Consider the following 12662-nt stretch of genomic DNA (forward strand, 5'->3'; position numbering starts at 1 on the left):
GCGAGCAGGCTCGCTCCCACAGGGGAACGCGATCCAAATGTGGGAGCGAGCCTGCTCGCGAAGAATTCACCGCAAATCTCAGGCCTTTTTCTTGTACGCGATGCAGTCGATCTCGACCTTGCAATCGACCATCATGTTCGCCTGCACACAGGCCCGGGCCGGTGCGTGTTCGGGTTTGAAGTACTCGGAGAAGACCTTGTTGAAACTCGTGAAGTCCCGCGGATCCTCCAACCACACACCAGCACGCACCACATCTTCCAGGCCATAACCGGCCTCTTGCAGGATCGCGATCAGATTCTTCATGGTCTGGTGGGTCTGTTCGACAATTCCGCCAGTAATGATCTCGCCATCCAGCGCCGGCACCTGCCCGGAAACGTGCAGCCAGCCATCGGCTTCAACGGCTCGGGCGAAAGGGCGAGGCTGACCGCCTGCGGCGGTGCTGCCGGTGCCGTAACGAGTAATGCTCATGAATGTTTCTCCTGATTGAAAGTGAGTATTCTTTTGTAAAAGTCAGAACCGCGTGTTCTTGAGAAATTCCGCCAGTCGTGGCGATTGCGGGCGTTCGAACAGTTCCTTGGGTGGCCCCTGCTCTTCGATCCGCCCCTGATTCATGAAGACGATCTTGTCCGAGACCTCGAAAGCGAAGCGCATTTCGTGGGTCACCAGCAGCATGGTCATGCCGTCTTCGGCCAGGCCTTTGATCACGTTCAGCACTTCGCCCACCAGTTCCGGATCGAGGGCTGAGGTGACTTCGTCAAACAGCATCAGGCTCGGGTTCATCGCAATCGCCCGGGCAATCGCCACGCGCTGCTGCTGACCTCCGGACAACTGACCGGGGAAGTGATCGCGGCGTTCCAGCAAGCCGACCCGCTCCAGCCATTTTTCCGCCAGGGCCACCGCTTCATCCTTGTGCAGCTTTTTGACCTTGAGCAAACCGAGGGTGACGTTCTGCAGCGCCGTGAGATGCGGAAACAGGTTGAACTGCTGGAACGCCATGCCGGTCATGGCCCGATGCCGGGCGATGACTTTTTCCGGGTGACGCACGCGCTTGCCGTTGACCTCGTCATAACCGATGGACTCGCCATCGAGCATGATCTGCCCGCCCTGGAACTCTTCGAGCATGTTCACGCAGCGCAGCAGCGTGGTCTTGCCCGAGCCGCTGGAACCGATCAGCGTCACGACGTTGCCGCGCTGCATGGTCAGGTCGACGCCCTTGAGCACTTCGAGTTGGCCGTATTGTTTGTGCAGGCCGCGGATGTCCAGCAAGGCCTGACCGTTTTGAGCATCTTTTACGTTAGAGAGCGAAGGTTGAGTCATGGCAAGGCCACCCGCTTTTCAATGTGCCGGCCGAGTAATTCGATGGCGTAGTTGATGACGAAAAACAGAAATCCGGCGAACAGGTAAAACTCGAGGGTCATGAAGGTCCGGGCGATAATCTGCTGCGTGCTGAGCAGCAACTCAGCCACGCCGATCACCGACAGCAGCGTGGAAGCCTTGACGATCTCAGTGGACGAGTTGACCCAGGTCGGCAAGATCTGCCGCAGCGCCTGAGGCAACAGGACGTAACCGAGTGCTTGATAAAACGTCAGGCCGATGGCCTTGCTCGCTTCCATCTGACCACTGGGCAGTGCTTGCAACGCGCCGCGCACGATCTCGGCGACGTGGGAGCCGCAAAACAGCGTCAGCCCCAACGCACCGGCCTGAAAGGCACTGATCTGCCAGCCCAGCGCCGGCGCCATGTAGAAGCAGGCCAGCACCAATACAAACACCGGCGTGCCGCGAATGATGTCGACGTAAAACCGAAACGGCGCGCGCATCCAGAACTTTCCGTACGTCAGCACCAGACCGGCGACGATGCCGACTATCGTGCCCAACAGAATCGCCAGGGCCGAGACCTGCACACTGGTCAAAAAGCCCTGCCACAAAACTTCCCGGGCAACCCATAACTCATGCAACCAACTGGGGGATTCGTACATGTGGGCCTCCTATCGGCGAATCGCCAGACGCTGCTCGAGGTAACGCAGCATCATGGCAATGAGGTAACAGGCCGCCACATAGAGCGCTGTGGTCACCAGCCAGGTTTCAATCACCCGGTAGCTCTCGACATTGATCTTGCGCGCGTAATAGGTCAGCTCCGGCACGGCAATCGCCGCGGCCAGCGAGGTGTCCTTGAACAGCGAAATGAAGTTGTTCGACAAGGCCGGCAGCACATTGCGCAGCATCACCGGCACGGTGACGTACGCCTTGACCTGCCACTCGCCCAGACCGATTGCCAACCCGGCTTCACGTTGCCCTTTGGGAATGCTCAACAGCCCGCCGCGAAACACTTCGGTCAGATAGGCCCCGGCATACAGCGACAGCGTGATGATGAACGACGGGATCTTGTCCAGACGAATCCCCAGACTGGGCAAGGCAAAGTAGATCAACAGAATCAACACCAGAATCGGCGTGTTACGGATCACCGTCACATACACCGACGCCATCACCCGCAATGCGCGGTGCTTTGACAGCAAAGCAAACGCCATCATCAGGCCGATCACGCAACCGATGGCGATCGACACCAGCGCCAGTTCGAGGCCCAGACCGAGCCCCGCCAGCAAGGTGTCGAAATCGCGCCACACGGCGGCAAAATTCAACTGATAGTTCATGGTCAGCAGTACCTTGAACGGGGCGATTCATCACCGCCCCGCTCTCACGGGATCATTTGAATTCGACAGGGAAACCGATGGCTGGCGACGGCAGGTCTACACCAAACCATTGCTTGAACGACGCCGCGTAGGTCGGGAACTCCACGCCGGTCATGCCTTCATGCAAAACAGTGTTGACGAAGTTCAGCCAATCCTGATCGCCACGTTTGACGGCGCAGGCGTAGGTTTGCGGGCTCCAGGCGTAGGTCGGGCTGCGATAGCGGCCAGGGTTCTGCACCATCAGGTATTTCACCGAGGACTGATCGGTGGCAGCGGCGTCGGCGCGACCGGAGTTCACCGCCTGATACATCAGGTCCACGCTGTCGTACTGATCGACCTTGGCTTTGGGCAACGCCTGATGCACCAACTCTTCGGCGTACACGTTCTGCAACACCGCCACGGTCACGCCGTCACCGGCAGCTTTCAGGTCTTCGATTTCCTTGTACTTGCTGTTGGCCGGCAACAGCAGGCCGACACCTTCGCGGTAGTACGGCAGCGTGAACGCCACTTGCTGCGCACGACTGGCGGTGACGGTGATGAACTGGCAACTCATGTCGACCTTGTCGGTCAGCAGGTTGGGAATCCGCGCATCGGACGACTGCACCACGAACTCGACCTTGCTCGGGTCGTTGAACAACCCTTTGGCCACCATCCGCGCGATATCGATATCAAAACCCTGCAACTTGCCGTCCGCTCCCTGGAAGTGCCACGGCGCATTGGTACTGCCGGTGCCCACAATCAGTTTCCCGCGGGCCAGCACGCTATCGAGCTTGCTGTCCGCCGCCTGGGCCACACCCATGGCAGCAGCCGAAGCCGCGAGAACAAAAACACACGCTTTAAACAAGGAAGGTCGGCGATGCATGGCAAGCACTCCAGGGTGATGTTTATTCCGCTATACCGGAAGATGGTATGTAACAACGGAATAGACAGCAGAAAGTGTGCCACAGGATTGACGGAAAATCTTCGTGGATCCGAAAAGACTATTAATTCAAGAAGATAGAAAAACATGACCTGAACATTGCGCGCCATCGACCGCGGCGAGGCTGCTACCGCGGGCTACACCCATGAGTAGCAAGGCCACAAAAGGTGCGTGGCGTACCATAAAAACACGGCGCATGCCTGCCCGTTCGCACTAATTCGCCAGGCTATCCACTTATGACCGTTCATCGGTTTTTAGACGTGACCTGTCAGATATGACAGTTGTGGGCCGCAGGTTATGAGCGCTCAATCCGTGCAGCCGCTCAAACCTCCCCTCTCACGCGATTGGATGGGCTTGCGGTTTTTGACAAACCACTTACAGGAGTTTTCCCATGCCTCAACAATCCGCAACCGCCAACTTGCTGCGCAATGGTGAATTCACACAGGAAGGCCAGTACTGGACGACTGATACACCGCAGAAAGCCCGCTACGAAGAAGGTTATTGTGTCTTGCAGGCACCTGGCCTGATCACTCAGGACGTTACGATCGCCAGCGAGGGTGAGTTCCGGTTTTCCGTGAAAATGAAAACAGAGCGAGGCTCCGCCTGCACAGCACAAGTTTTGTTGCATCCATCATGGGAGATGCGACGCCTCGATATCGGCGGTGACACCCCCTGGAGCGCACACTTCGTAGACTTCACTGTGCCTGCAGGCACCAACAAAGTGTCGATCAAGCTGGAAGCAAACGATGGTCCATTCGACGCTTTTGGATCTTATTTCGATGATGTGCGGCTCGAACGCCGTTGAAGTCTGACCAGTTGGTAGCCGGCCATCTGGCTACCAACCCCTTCACTGCTACAACACGTGCCCATATTGAAGATGGAGATTTCAATGAGCTCGATAACCACTCTTACAGCACTGGCCCCTGTCTACCGCAAGGCCCTGAAAACCTGGCGCCCGGTGATCCTGTATTTCGGCAATGAACACTGCCCCGCCTGCGAAACAGCCGCGCCGATTTTTCGTCAGATTGGCGAGCGATATCGCCATCACGCGCAGATCTACATGCTGAACACCAGCGAATCCCCCCGCCACCCGAACGTCACCGGCACTCCGACCGTGCTGTTTTACAAGGATGGGAAGCTGCTGAAGAAGCTCAAGGGAATCGGCACTGAGCAAACCCTGCAGGAAGACTTCGCCAGGCACATTGGCAAGGTGAAACCGGCAACGGTGAAGCGTAAACCGGTTCACGATCTGGCATGGTTGCGCCAGACCCTGCGAAGGTTGCGCACTGTGCCTCGCGCAACTGGGCAATTGAGTCGGCGGGTTTGCTGTTAGATCGCTTTCGCGCTTAGCGATTTTTGACCTGCTCGATATACCTGGACACCGCAGCGGACTTCTCGAACCGACGATAAATCAACGACAACCACGAACTCGCCTCGCAACCTTTGATTGCCCGGTACAACACGCCGGGTAAACCCACATGCCCGACCACCGACTCAGGCACGACTGCAACGCCCTGCCCCAACGATACCAACGCAATGACCGCCACCAACCCACCCGGTTGCGCACCCAGTTTCGGCGCAAATCCACCCTCGGCGGCGACTTGCAAGGTGCCGCTGATTTGCTCCGGCAGGATGAACGTCTCGTTCTGCAAATGTTCCGGGCCAATCTCTGGCAATCGGCACAGCCAGGACTCGGTCGGCAGCGCCAGCACAAAACCTTCTGCGTCCAGGCGAATGGCATCCAGACCTTCGGGCAAAGTCATGGGTGAGCGGACATAGCCAATATCGAAACGCCCCTCGGCCACCATCACCGGCAATGACGCCATGGGACTTTCCCGTACGTTCAGGCTGACGTCAGGACACTCGCGGCTGAAGGCTTGCACCTGTTTCTGCAGTAAGCCCGAATACACCGCCGAAGCCACGTAACCCAGTTCGATATGGCCAATATCCCCGCGCCCGGCACGCTGGGCGTTGTACTGAGCGTATTCGAATTGCCGCACCGTCGCCTCGGCCTCGATCAACAGCGCGGCGCCGGCCTCGGTCAGGCTGACTTCACGTGTCTGGCGCACGAACAATCGCGTGCCGAGTTCGTTTTCCATGTCCTGGATCTGTCGAGTCAAGGTCGGCGGTGCGATACCGAGTTGTTCGGCGGCGCGGGTGAAGTTGCCTTGCCGGGCAACGGCGAGGAAATAACGAAAATGGCGAATATCCATCTGTGCGTTAGCTCAAAGGTAATGAAGTGACAAGGCGTACCTAACAAGGAAAGTAGCAGCCGGCGATAAGCTGCACTGACTTTCACAGTAGAGAAACGCTGCCATGCCCGTCAAACCCAAGGTGAGCCCGCGTCTGACATTACTCACAGCCTCAGGCGTTTGCTCGCTGATCGTTCTCGACACCAACATCGTCGCCGTGACGCTGCCCACGATCGCCCGCGACCTGGGCGCAAACTTTGCCGACATCGAATGGGTAGTCAGCGCTTACATGCTGGCCTTCGCCGCCCTTTTGTTGCCGGCTGGCAGCATCGCCGACCGCTTCGGTCGGCAGAAAACCTTGCTCTGCGGATTGGCCATTTTCATCCTCGCGTCCATCGGTTGCGGTGCCGCGCCCAACGCGCTGTTCCTCGACATCGCCCGGGCAGTCAAGGGTGTCGGCGCGGCGTTGTTGCTGACCTCGGCGCTCGCCTCCATCGGCCACACCTTTCACGACGAAGTGGAGCGGGCCAAGGCCTGGGCGTTCTGGGGCGCGTGCATGGGGGTGGCGATGACCACCGCGCCGACAGTCGGCGGGCTGATCACCGAATACATGGGCTGGCGCTGGATTTTCTACCTTAACCTGCCCGTCGGATTGTTCCTGATGGTGATGGTCTGGCGCGCCGTGCCGGAGTCCCGCGACACTCAATCCGCACGCCTCGATCCCTGGGGCAGCCTGGCGTTCAGTGCGAGTTTGTTGTGCCTGATCTGGGGCCTGATCGAGGCGAACCGGATCGGCTGGAGCAATCCGCTGACCTACGCTCGTCTGATCGGCGGCGCCTTGTTGCTGGGGCTGTTCGTAGTGATTGAACGGATGCAGCCGCGGCCGATGGTCGATCTGCAACTGTTCAAGCATCCGCGCTTCATCGGCGCGCTATTGGGCATGTTTGCCTACGCCGGTTGTGCCCAGGTGATGATGACCCTGTTGCCGTTCTACCTGCAAAACGGCTTGGGTTTCTCGGCCATCGCTTCAGGCCTGGGGATGTTGCCGTTTGCCCTGACCATGCTGATTTGCCCGCGCATCGGCGTACGTCTGGCGCGTCGATTTGCCCCCGCCACGTTGATGGCCGCCGGTTTGACCCTGGTCGGCAGCGGCAATCTGCTCAGTGCCTGGGCGGTCAGCAGCGGCGGTTACCTGCCCTTCGCCCTGGCGATTGCCGTGACGGGCGCCGGTGCCGGGCTGCTCAACGGAGATACGCAAAAGAACATCATGGCTTGCGTGCCACGGGAGCGCACCGGCATGGCCTCAGGCATGAGCACCACCATGCGTTTCAGCGCCATCGTGCTGGCCATTGGCGTGTTCGGCGCCTTGCTGTCCAGTCATACCGAGCTGTTGTTGCGTACGAGCCTGACGGCACAGGGTGCGCAATGGCTCGGCCAAACCCAGGGCATCGCCTCGCGGGTGGTCGCTGGCGATATGACGGCGGCGATGGGCCTGTTGCCGGAAACCGCGCGCACCGTGGTCGAACCGTTGTCCCGCCAAGCCTTCGTCGGTGGTTTCAGCCTGCTGCTTTGGGTCGCGGGGTTGTTGGCACTACTGGGTGCGCTGGTGGTGGGCACGCTGATGCGCAATCCGATCCCCGCTCCGTCGACTGCAGCTATCGGCGCGAATGCTTGAATGACGCCAGCACCCGCTCGGCATTCGCATCACAGCCCATGCCTTCGGGTTTCGCCTGTATGTCGTCGATCACCGCCAGCAGCTTCGCCTTGCTCTGCGCCAGGTGTAGCTGCATTTCTTCGATCTGATCGACTTTGCGCTTAAGCCCCGCCAGCAGTTCGTCGTGCTTGAATTCACCGGTGATGGTGTCCGGCATCAACTGTTTCAACTCTTCCAGGCTGAACCCGGCCTGCTGGGCGCATTGGATCAGGTACAGCGTCTGCAATACCTGCTCGGGGTAATGCCGGTAGCCATTGGCCCGACGTTCCACTTTCTGTATCAGGCCCTGGGCCTCGTAAAACCGAATACGCGACGGGTTGAAGCCACTTAACTCCGCCAGTTCACCAATCTTCATCACAACCTCATTTGCCTGCTTGACATTAAAGTTAACTTTAAGCTTAGCCTCTACTCTTCACTGATGAGGAGTCAAGCATGTCGCCCTTCCAAGCGTTGAATTTGCCCAACGGCCAGACCATCGGCAACCGCATCGCCAAAGCCGCGATGGAAGAGAACCTCGCTGACAGCGGGCAGGCACCTGCAGAGGCCCTGTTTCGGCTGTATCAGGCGTGGGCCGAAGGCGAAACCGGACTGTTGCTGACTGGCAACGTGATGATCGACCGCCGCGCCATGACCGGCCCCGGCGGCGTGGTGCTGGAAGATGAGCGCCACCTGGACCGCTTTCGCCAGTGGGCCAGCATCGGTCGGGCCGGTGGCGCGCAGTTCTGGATGCAGCTCAATCATCCCGGCCGTCAGACCATGGCCAACCTCGGCCAGCAAGCCTGGGCGCCGTCCGCGGTGGCGCTGGACCTGGGTGCGTTCTCGAAGATGTTTGCCGAGCCCAAACCCATGAGCGAGCGCGACATCGAAGAGGTCATCCAACGCTTCGCCACCAGCGCTGCCCTGGCGGAAAAGGCCGGCTTCACCGGGGTGCAGATTCATGCCGCACACGGTTATCTGATCAGCCAGTTTCTCTCGCCGTTGACCAATCGCCGAACCGACCGCTGGGGTGGTTCTCTGGAAAATCGTGCGCGCTTGTTGTTGGCGGTGGTCAGCGCCGTGCGCAAGGCCGTGTCGCCGACATTTTGCGTGGCGGTGAAGCTCAACTCCGCAGACTTCCAGCGCGGCGGTTTCGATGCCGACGACGCCCGACAAGTCATCCAGTGGCTCAACGATCAACCGATCGATCTGCTGGAACTCTCCGGCGGCAGCTACGAAGCCCCGGCCATGCAAGGCGAGGCCCGGGATGGTCGGACCCTGGCGCGTGAAGCGTACTTTCTGGAGATGGCCGGTGAGCTGGCCAGCGTGGCGAACATGCCGGTGATGGTGACGGGCGGGATTCGACGCCTGGCGATCGTCGAACAGGTGCTCGACAGCGGCATCGCCATGGCCGGGATCGGCACGGCGCTGGCGATTGAACCTCAACTGGTCAAACGCTGGCGCGAAGGTCAGAACAGTCACCCGCAACTGCCGCCGATTCGCTGGAAACGCAAACCTCTGGCGGCACTGGCGAGCATGGCCGTCGTGAAATTCCAGCTCAATCGCCTGAGCCGTGGGCGCAAGACCCGTCCCGACGTGTCGGCTCTATGGGCACTGATTCTCGACCGCCTATACATCGCACGGCGTACTCGCCAGTACCGGCAGGCGATGAACAGGTCATAGCGCTTATCGGCCCGAAAAGCGCACTCTCGACAGCATCCGCAAATCCCCCGCGCGATAGTAATCATCGGTCCAGCTGTCATCCGCCGCCAACGGCTGGACCTGCTTGAGCGCGAGTTTTTTGGCGAAATAGCGAAAGCGGTAATGCTCGTAGAACCGCAGCAGTTCCAGACCATAACGGTCTGCCAGATCGGTATCACCGCGAATGATCAGGTAGTTTTCATCATTGCCATTGCTGGCCGCGGCACTGAGGTTATGGCTGCCGCTGATGATCGTCGGCGCATCGCTGGTGAAGTCCGCCACCACGGCTTTGGTGTGCACCAGCAGGTTGCCCTTCTGACCTTTCATGTTCTCGCGGAGCCAGCCTTCCAGCCCGGTATTGAGCAGCGCGGTGGCGGCGAATTCGGCGGTGCGGTCGGCGTGAAAACCGGTGATGCTGCTGGCGGTGTTTTGCAGGCCGTAACGCAAAATGTCGTCGTGGGGCAGACCGAGCAAGGCGCTCAGGATGTCGTCGGGCAAGGCGAACGCGGTGACGAACAGCACGTCTTTTTTCGCCGCGTTGATGATCTCGACAAACGTTTGCAGATCACCTTTTCCCGAGCGCGGAGAGAAACCGGCGAACATCGGCTGCAGCGGATCCATCGGGTTGTTTTGCGTGAGCCAGTTTCGGGTGGCACCGACATCCGCCGGGTTAGCCCAGACCTGCTCGAAGGTGTGCAGATAGCTGGCGCTGACGCGTGTGTCGTCCAGCACATGCACCACGTTGGCCTGTCGGTAAACGCCGTTGGGCGTGAAATTGGTGCTGCCGCAAAGCACCGCTTCGGGTTGACGCTGTCCCGCTGTGTCGAGCCGGCTCAGGACGATGAATTTGTTATGGAAGATGTTGTGGGTGACCCGCCCGCGTTTGTGCACCGCTGGGATTTTTTCCAGGCTGGCCTCGTTGATGGTGGTGTCATCATCGTCCGGTTGAGCGTGATACAGGACTCGAACGTTTACCCCACGTTCGAACGCGGCATTGACCGCATCGACAACGGCCTGCAATTCATACTCGTAGATGGCAATGTCCAGCGCCCACTGTTCATCCACCGCACGCTCGATAAACCCCAGCAAACGCCCGAGCAAACCGTTCTCCAGCCATTGCCGCGGGGCATCCGGCCAGGCTTCGATGGGCAGGTTCTTGTTGGCGCTGATCAGCGCGTCGAGCTCGGGAAACTTGCGCTGGAACGCCTGGCTGGCGGCGACCGCACGGTTGAAGATCACGCTTTGGTTACCCGGCTGACCATTGTCGGAGGTGACCGTCACTTCCAGGGATTCACCCAGTTGCGGCGCATCAACGCTGCCGTAGGCCAGGTGGATTCGGTAATGGATCGTCATCCCCGGATTGACCGCATAATCGGCCCAGCGAAATTTCTGCAACGGCGCGATATCGCTGGGGGTGGCGTGGAACTGGGGAAATGTGTGCACCTTGCCGGGGAAGGTCAGGCTGTTGAACAGGAACAACCAAGGCTTGCTGCCTTGCTGTTTTTCGATGGCGAAACCCAATAAGCCTTTGCGGCGGGGTTCGGCCAGGTCCATGGCCAACAGCACGCCATTGGTGCCGGCGTAGGCTTTGACGCGGAAATCATCCTGATGGTTGACAGCTAGAACGCGCATGACTCACTCCTGTGAAGATCAAAAGATCGCAGCCTTCGGCAGCTCCTACGGTCGTACGTCGTTCATTCATCGATATGCCGATACTCGGCCTGCAACTCGGTAGCCAATACTCTAGACCGCCCAAGCCGAATCGGCCCCCGTTCGATGTCGATCAACAGCCCCGGACAATCGAGCGCCGGCAACATCGACCAATCCTTCAATCGGCCATCGGTCACCAGCAACAAGCGCTGCTGTTCCGCCGGAAAACGCTTCTGCCTGACCGCCAGCCAGCGCCCCGCCTCACCCAGCGCCGCCAGCAACGGCGTACCACCGCCCGCGCCCAGGCCATCAAGCCAGTTGCGCAAACCGGCGGAGGCTTTCAACCCTTGCACCTGCCACTTCGGCACATGACCACTGGCCGTGAGCAACGCCAGGCGTGCACGCTGGCGATAGGCATCGTCGAACAGTTGCGCCAGCAAGCCCTTGGCATCGCTCAACGCCTGATGGCGACGAGTCGAAGCCGAGGCGTCGACGATCACCAGCCACAGTTCATGGGGCGAACGAGTGCGCAGGTGAAACAAGACGTCGTCGCGCTGACGCGGGCGGCCGTTCAGCAATGTGCCGGGCCAATTGATCGAGCCGCTACGCGCCGCGTGACGTTTAGCCTGTTTGCCGTTATCCAGCCGTCCGGCGCGGGGTCTGGCATTCGCCCCCGCGTCAGATCGAGGGCGAATGCCTAGGGCTTTTTTGGCCAGCTCGGCACGTCACGTCGTGCGCCGACCGGTAGCGCCTGAGCGGGCATTTCACCCCATTGGCCCTGGCCTTCGCTCGGGTTGGCATTTTGCGTAGAGGGCGGCTGACTGTGTTGCGGCGCCGGTGGCGATGGCTCGCGGCGGCGATGGCGCAAGGCAAATTCGGCAACGGCGTCGATATCTTCCTCGGCGATTGCGCTCGCCCCACGCCACGCTGCATGGGCACGCGCCGCGCGCAACCAGACCAGGTCGGCCCGCAAGCCATCGACACCGGCGGCAAAGCAGCGCTCGGTAATCTGCGCCAGCGCATGATCGTCGAGCGGGATGCTTGCCAGTCCGCTGCGCGCTTTCTGGCAACGCTCTCGCAGTGACTGCTGTTGGCTTTCCCATTCGGCGCAGAAGCTGTGGGGATCGCTGTCGAAATCCAGCCGTCGCCGGATGATCTGGCCGCGCTCGGTCGGTGCTGTGTGACCGCTGAGGGCGACGTTCAGGCCAAAACGGTCGAGCAGTTGCGGACGCAGCTCACCCTCTTCCGGGTTCATGGTGCCGATCAGCACGAACTTCGCCGAATGCCGATGGGAAATGCCGTCGCGCTCGATCAGGTTGGTGCCGCTGGCGGCCACATCCAGCAGCAGGTCCACCAAGTGATCGGGCAATAAATTGACCTCATCGACGTAGAGCACGCCGCCGTCGGCCTTGGCCAGCACACCGGGGGAAAACTGTGCGCGACCCTCGCTCAGGGCGGCGTCCAGGTCGAGGGTGCCGACCAGACGTTCTTCGGTGGCGCCGAGCGGCAAGGTGACGAATTGGCCGCTGGCGAGCAAGTCCGCCAGGCCACGGGCCAACGTTGACTTGGCCATGCCGCGAGGGCCTTCGATGAGTACACCGCCGATTTTCGGGTCGATGGCGGTCAGGTACAGGGCGAGTTTCAGATCGTCGGCACCGACCACGGCGGAGAGAGGGAAATGGGGGGTGTCGGTCATCTTAAATACTCGGTCATGGTCGGTAGTTGCATCAGTGCAATTCACAGGCAAACCTCATACCTGTGGGAGCGGGCTTGCTCGCGAAGGCGGTGGGACATTCAATACTGATGTTGACTGACACGCCGCC

Annotated in this window: 14 protein-coding genes; 4 read left to right on the plus strand and 10 right to left on the minus strand. The window is 60.1% G+C overall.

The features are described 5' to 3' along the window. Positions 1 to 78: 78 nt before the first annotated feature. The 5 genes from KGB23_RS05455 to KGB23_RS05475 are packed head-to-tail and all read right to left on the minus strand — an operon-like array spanning position 79 to position 3549. Complete coding sequence (locus KGB23_RS05455) at positions 79 to 468, minus strand: RidA family protein (RefSeq protein ID WP_223430213.1); 390 nt, start codon at positions 466 to 468, stop codon at positions 79 to 81. 42 nt (positions 469 to 510) lie between these two features. Further along, positions 511 to 1317 (minus strand): amino acid ABC transporter ATP-binding protein, encoded by an 807-nt coding sequence (locus tag KGB23_RS05460; RefSeq protein WP_223430214.1) that lies wholly within the window; start codon positions 1315 to 1317, stop codon positions 511 to 513. Further along, positions 1314 to 1976 carry an amino acid ABC transporter permease gene (locus KGB23_RS05465; RefSeq protein WP_223430215.1) on the minus strand — a complete coding sequence of 221 codons (663 nt, stop codon included), beginning with the start codon at positions 1974 to 1976 and terminating at the stop codon, positions 1314 to 1316. Before KGB23_RS05465 ends, KGB23_RS05460 begins: the two co-directional genes overlap by 4 nt. A 9-nt stretch (positions 1977 to 1985) precedes the next feature. Further along, a complete protein-coding gene (locus tag KGB23_RS05470; protein WP_008033038.1) occupies positions 1986 to 2648 on the minus strand; it encodes an amino acid ABC transporter permease in 663 nt (220 codons plus the stop codon). Between the two features lie 52 nt (positions 2649 to 2700). After that, complete coding sequence (locus tag KGB23_RS05475) at positions 2701 to 3549, minus strand: transporter substrate-binding domain-containing protein (protein ID WP_223430216.1); 849 nt, start codon at positions 3547 to 3549, stop codon at positions 2701 to 2703. A gap of 448 nt (positions 3550 to 3997) precedes the next feature. Between KGB23_RS05475 and KGB23_RS05480 the strand changes: the two genes are divergently transcribed. Next, on the plus strand, positions 3998 to 4411 hold the full coding sequence (locus tag KGB23_RS05480) for a hypothetical protein (RefSeq protein ID WP_223430217.1): 414 nt from the start codon (positions 3998 to 4000) through the stop codon (positions 4409 to 4411). A gap of 84 nt (positions 4412 to 4495) precedes the next feature. Continuing rightward, a complete protein-coding gene (locus tag KGB23_RS05485; protein WP_223430218.1) occupies positions 4496 to 4939 on the plus strand; it encodes a thioredoxin family protein in 444 nt (147 codons plus the stop codon). Positions 4940 to 4952: 13 nt separating this feature from the next. Here the strand turns inward: KGB23_RS05485 and KGB23_RS05490 are convergent, their stop codons facing one another. Beyond that, complete coding sequence (locus tag KGB23_RS05490; protein ID WP_223430219.1) at positions 4953 to 5819, minus strand: LysR family transcriptional regulator; 867 nt, start codon at positions 5817 to 5819, stop codon at positions 4953 to 4955. Between the two features lie 103 nt (positions 5820 to 5922). Here KGB23_RS05490 and KGB23_RS05495 point away from each other — a divergent pair, with 103 nt between their 5' ends. Further along, on the plus strand, positions 5923 to 7473 hold the full coding sequence (locus tag KGB23_RS05495) for an MFS transporter (protein WP_223430220.1): 1551 nt from the start codon (positions 5923 to 5925) through the stop codon (positions 7471 to 7473). On the opposite strand, the gene KGB23_RS05500 is transcribed toward KGB23_RS05495, so the two are convergent. Then, entirely contained in the window at positions 7454 to 7867 is a 414-nt protein-coding gene (locus tag KGB23_RS05500) for a MerR family transcriptional regulator (RefSeq protein WP_150655653.1), read from the minus strand. The two genes, KGB23_RS05495 and KGB23_RS05500, sit on opposite strands and share 20 nt — an antisense overlap. Positions 7868 to 7944: 77 nt before the next feature. Between KGB23_RS05500 and KGB23_RS05505 the strand changes: the two genes are divergently transcribed. Continuing rightward, on the plus strand, positions 7945 to 9171 hold the full coding sequence (locus tag KGB23_RS05505) for an NADH:flavin oxidoreductase/NADH oxidase family protein (RefSeq protein ID WP_223430221.1): 1227 nt from the start codon (positions 7945 to 7947) through the stop codon (positions 9169 to 9171). Positions 9172 to 9174: 3 nt separating this feature from the next. Here the strand turns inward: KGB23_RS05505 and KGB23_RS05510 are convergent, their stop codons facing one another. The 3 genes from KGB23_RS05510 to KGB23_RS05520 all read right to left on the minus strand — a co-directional run bounded on the left by KGB23_RS05510 (position 9175) and on the right by KGB23_RS05520 (position 12535). Beyond that, positions 9175 to 10821, minus strand: a complete 1647-nt coding sequence (locus KGB23_RS05510; protein ID WP_223430222.1) for a phospholipase D-like domain-containing protein — start codon at positions 10819 to 10821, stop codon at positions 9175 to 9177. Between the two features lie 62 nt (positions 10822 to 10883). Then, entirely contained in the window at positions 10884 to 11417 is a 534-nt protein-coding gene (locus KGB23_RS05515) for a vWA domain-containing protein (RefSeq protein ID WP_317851608.1), read from the minus strand. Positions 11418 to 11536: 119 nt separating this feature from the next. Beyond that, positions 11537 to 12535: an ATP-binding protein gene (locus KGB23_RS05520; protein WP_223430223.1), complete on the minus strand. Its 999-nt coding sequence runs from the start codon at positions 12533 to 12535 to the stop codon at positions 11537 to 11539. Positions 12536 to 12662: the final 127 nt, after the last annotated feature.

The organism is Pseudomonas sp. GL-B-26, from assembly GCF_019947405.1.
Taxonomy (GTDB): domain Bacteria; phylum Pseudomonadota; class Gammaproteobacteria; order Pseudomonadales; family Pseudomonadaceae; genus Aquipseudomonas.

What these genes read in the sequence shown, in the direction of transcription:
- KGB23_RS05455 (WP_223430213.1), bottom strand. Translation starts at nt 468, where the DNA reads ATGAGCATTACTCGTTACGGCACCGGCAGCACCGCCGCAGGCGGTCAG.
- KGB23_RS05460 (WP_223430214.1), bottom strand. Translation starts at nt 1,317, where the DNA reads ATGACTCAACCTTCGCTCTCTAACGTAAAAGATGCTCAAAACGGTCAG.
- KGB23_RS05465 (WP_223430215.1), bottom strand. Translation starts at nt 1,976, where the DNA reads ATGTACGAATCCCCCAGTTGGTTGCATGAGTTATGGGTTGCCCGGGAA.
- KGB23_RS05470 (WP_008033038.1), bottom strand. Translation starts at nt 2,648, where the DNA reads ATGAACTATCAGTTGAATTTTGCCGCCGTGTGGCGCGATTTCGACACC.
- KGB23_RS05475 (WP_223430216.1), bottom strand. Translation starts at nt 3,549, where the DNA reads ATGCATCGCCGACCTTCCTTGTTTAAAGCGTGTGTTTTTGTTCTCGCG.
- KGB23_RS05480 (WP_223430217.1), top strand. Translation starts at nt 3,998, where the DNA reads ATGCCTCAACAATCCGCAACCGCCAACTTGCTGCGCAATGGTGAATTC.
- KGB23_RS05485 (WP_223430218.1), top strand. Translation starts at nt 4,496, where the DNA reads ATGAGCTCGATAACCACTCTTACAGCACTGGCCCCTGTCTACCGCAAG.
- KGB23_RS05490 (WP_223430219.1), bottom strand. Translation starts at nt 5,819, where the DNA reads ATGGATATTCGCCATTTTCGTTATTTCCTCGCCGTTGCCCGGCAAGGC.
- KGB23_RS05495 (WP_223430220.1), top strand. Translation starts at nt 5,923, where the DNA reads ATGCCCGTCAAACCCAAGGTGAGCCCGCGTCTGACATTACTCACAGCC.
- KGB23_RS05500 (WP_150655653.1), bottom strand. Translation starts at nt 7,867, where the DNA reads ATGAAGATTGGTGAACTGGCGGAGTTAAGTGGCTTCAACCCGTCGCGT.
- KGB23_RS05505 (WP_223430221.1), top strand. Translation starts at nt 7,945, where the DNA reads ATGTCGCCCTTCCAAGCGTTGAATTTGCCCAACGGCCAGACCATCGGC.
- KGB23_RS05510 (WP_223430222.1), bottom strand. Translation starts at nt 10,821, where the DNA reads ATGCGCGTTCTAGCTGTCAACCATCAGGATGATTTCCGCGTCAAAGCC.
- KGB23_RS05520 (WP_223430223.1), bottom strand. Translation starts at nt 12,535, where the DNA reads ATGACCGACACCCCCCATTTCCCTCTCTCCGCCGTGGTCGGTGCCGAC.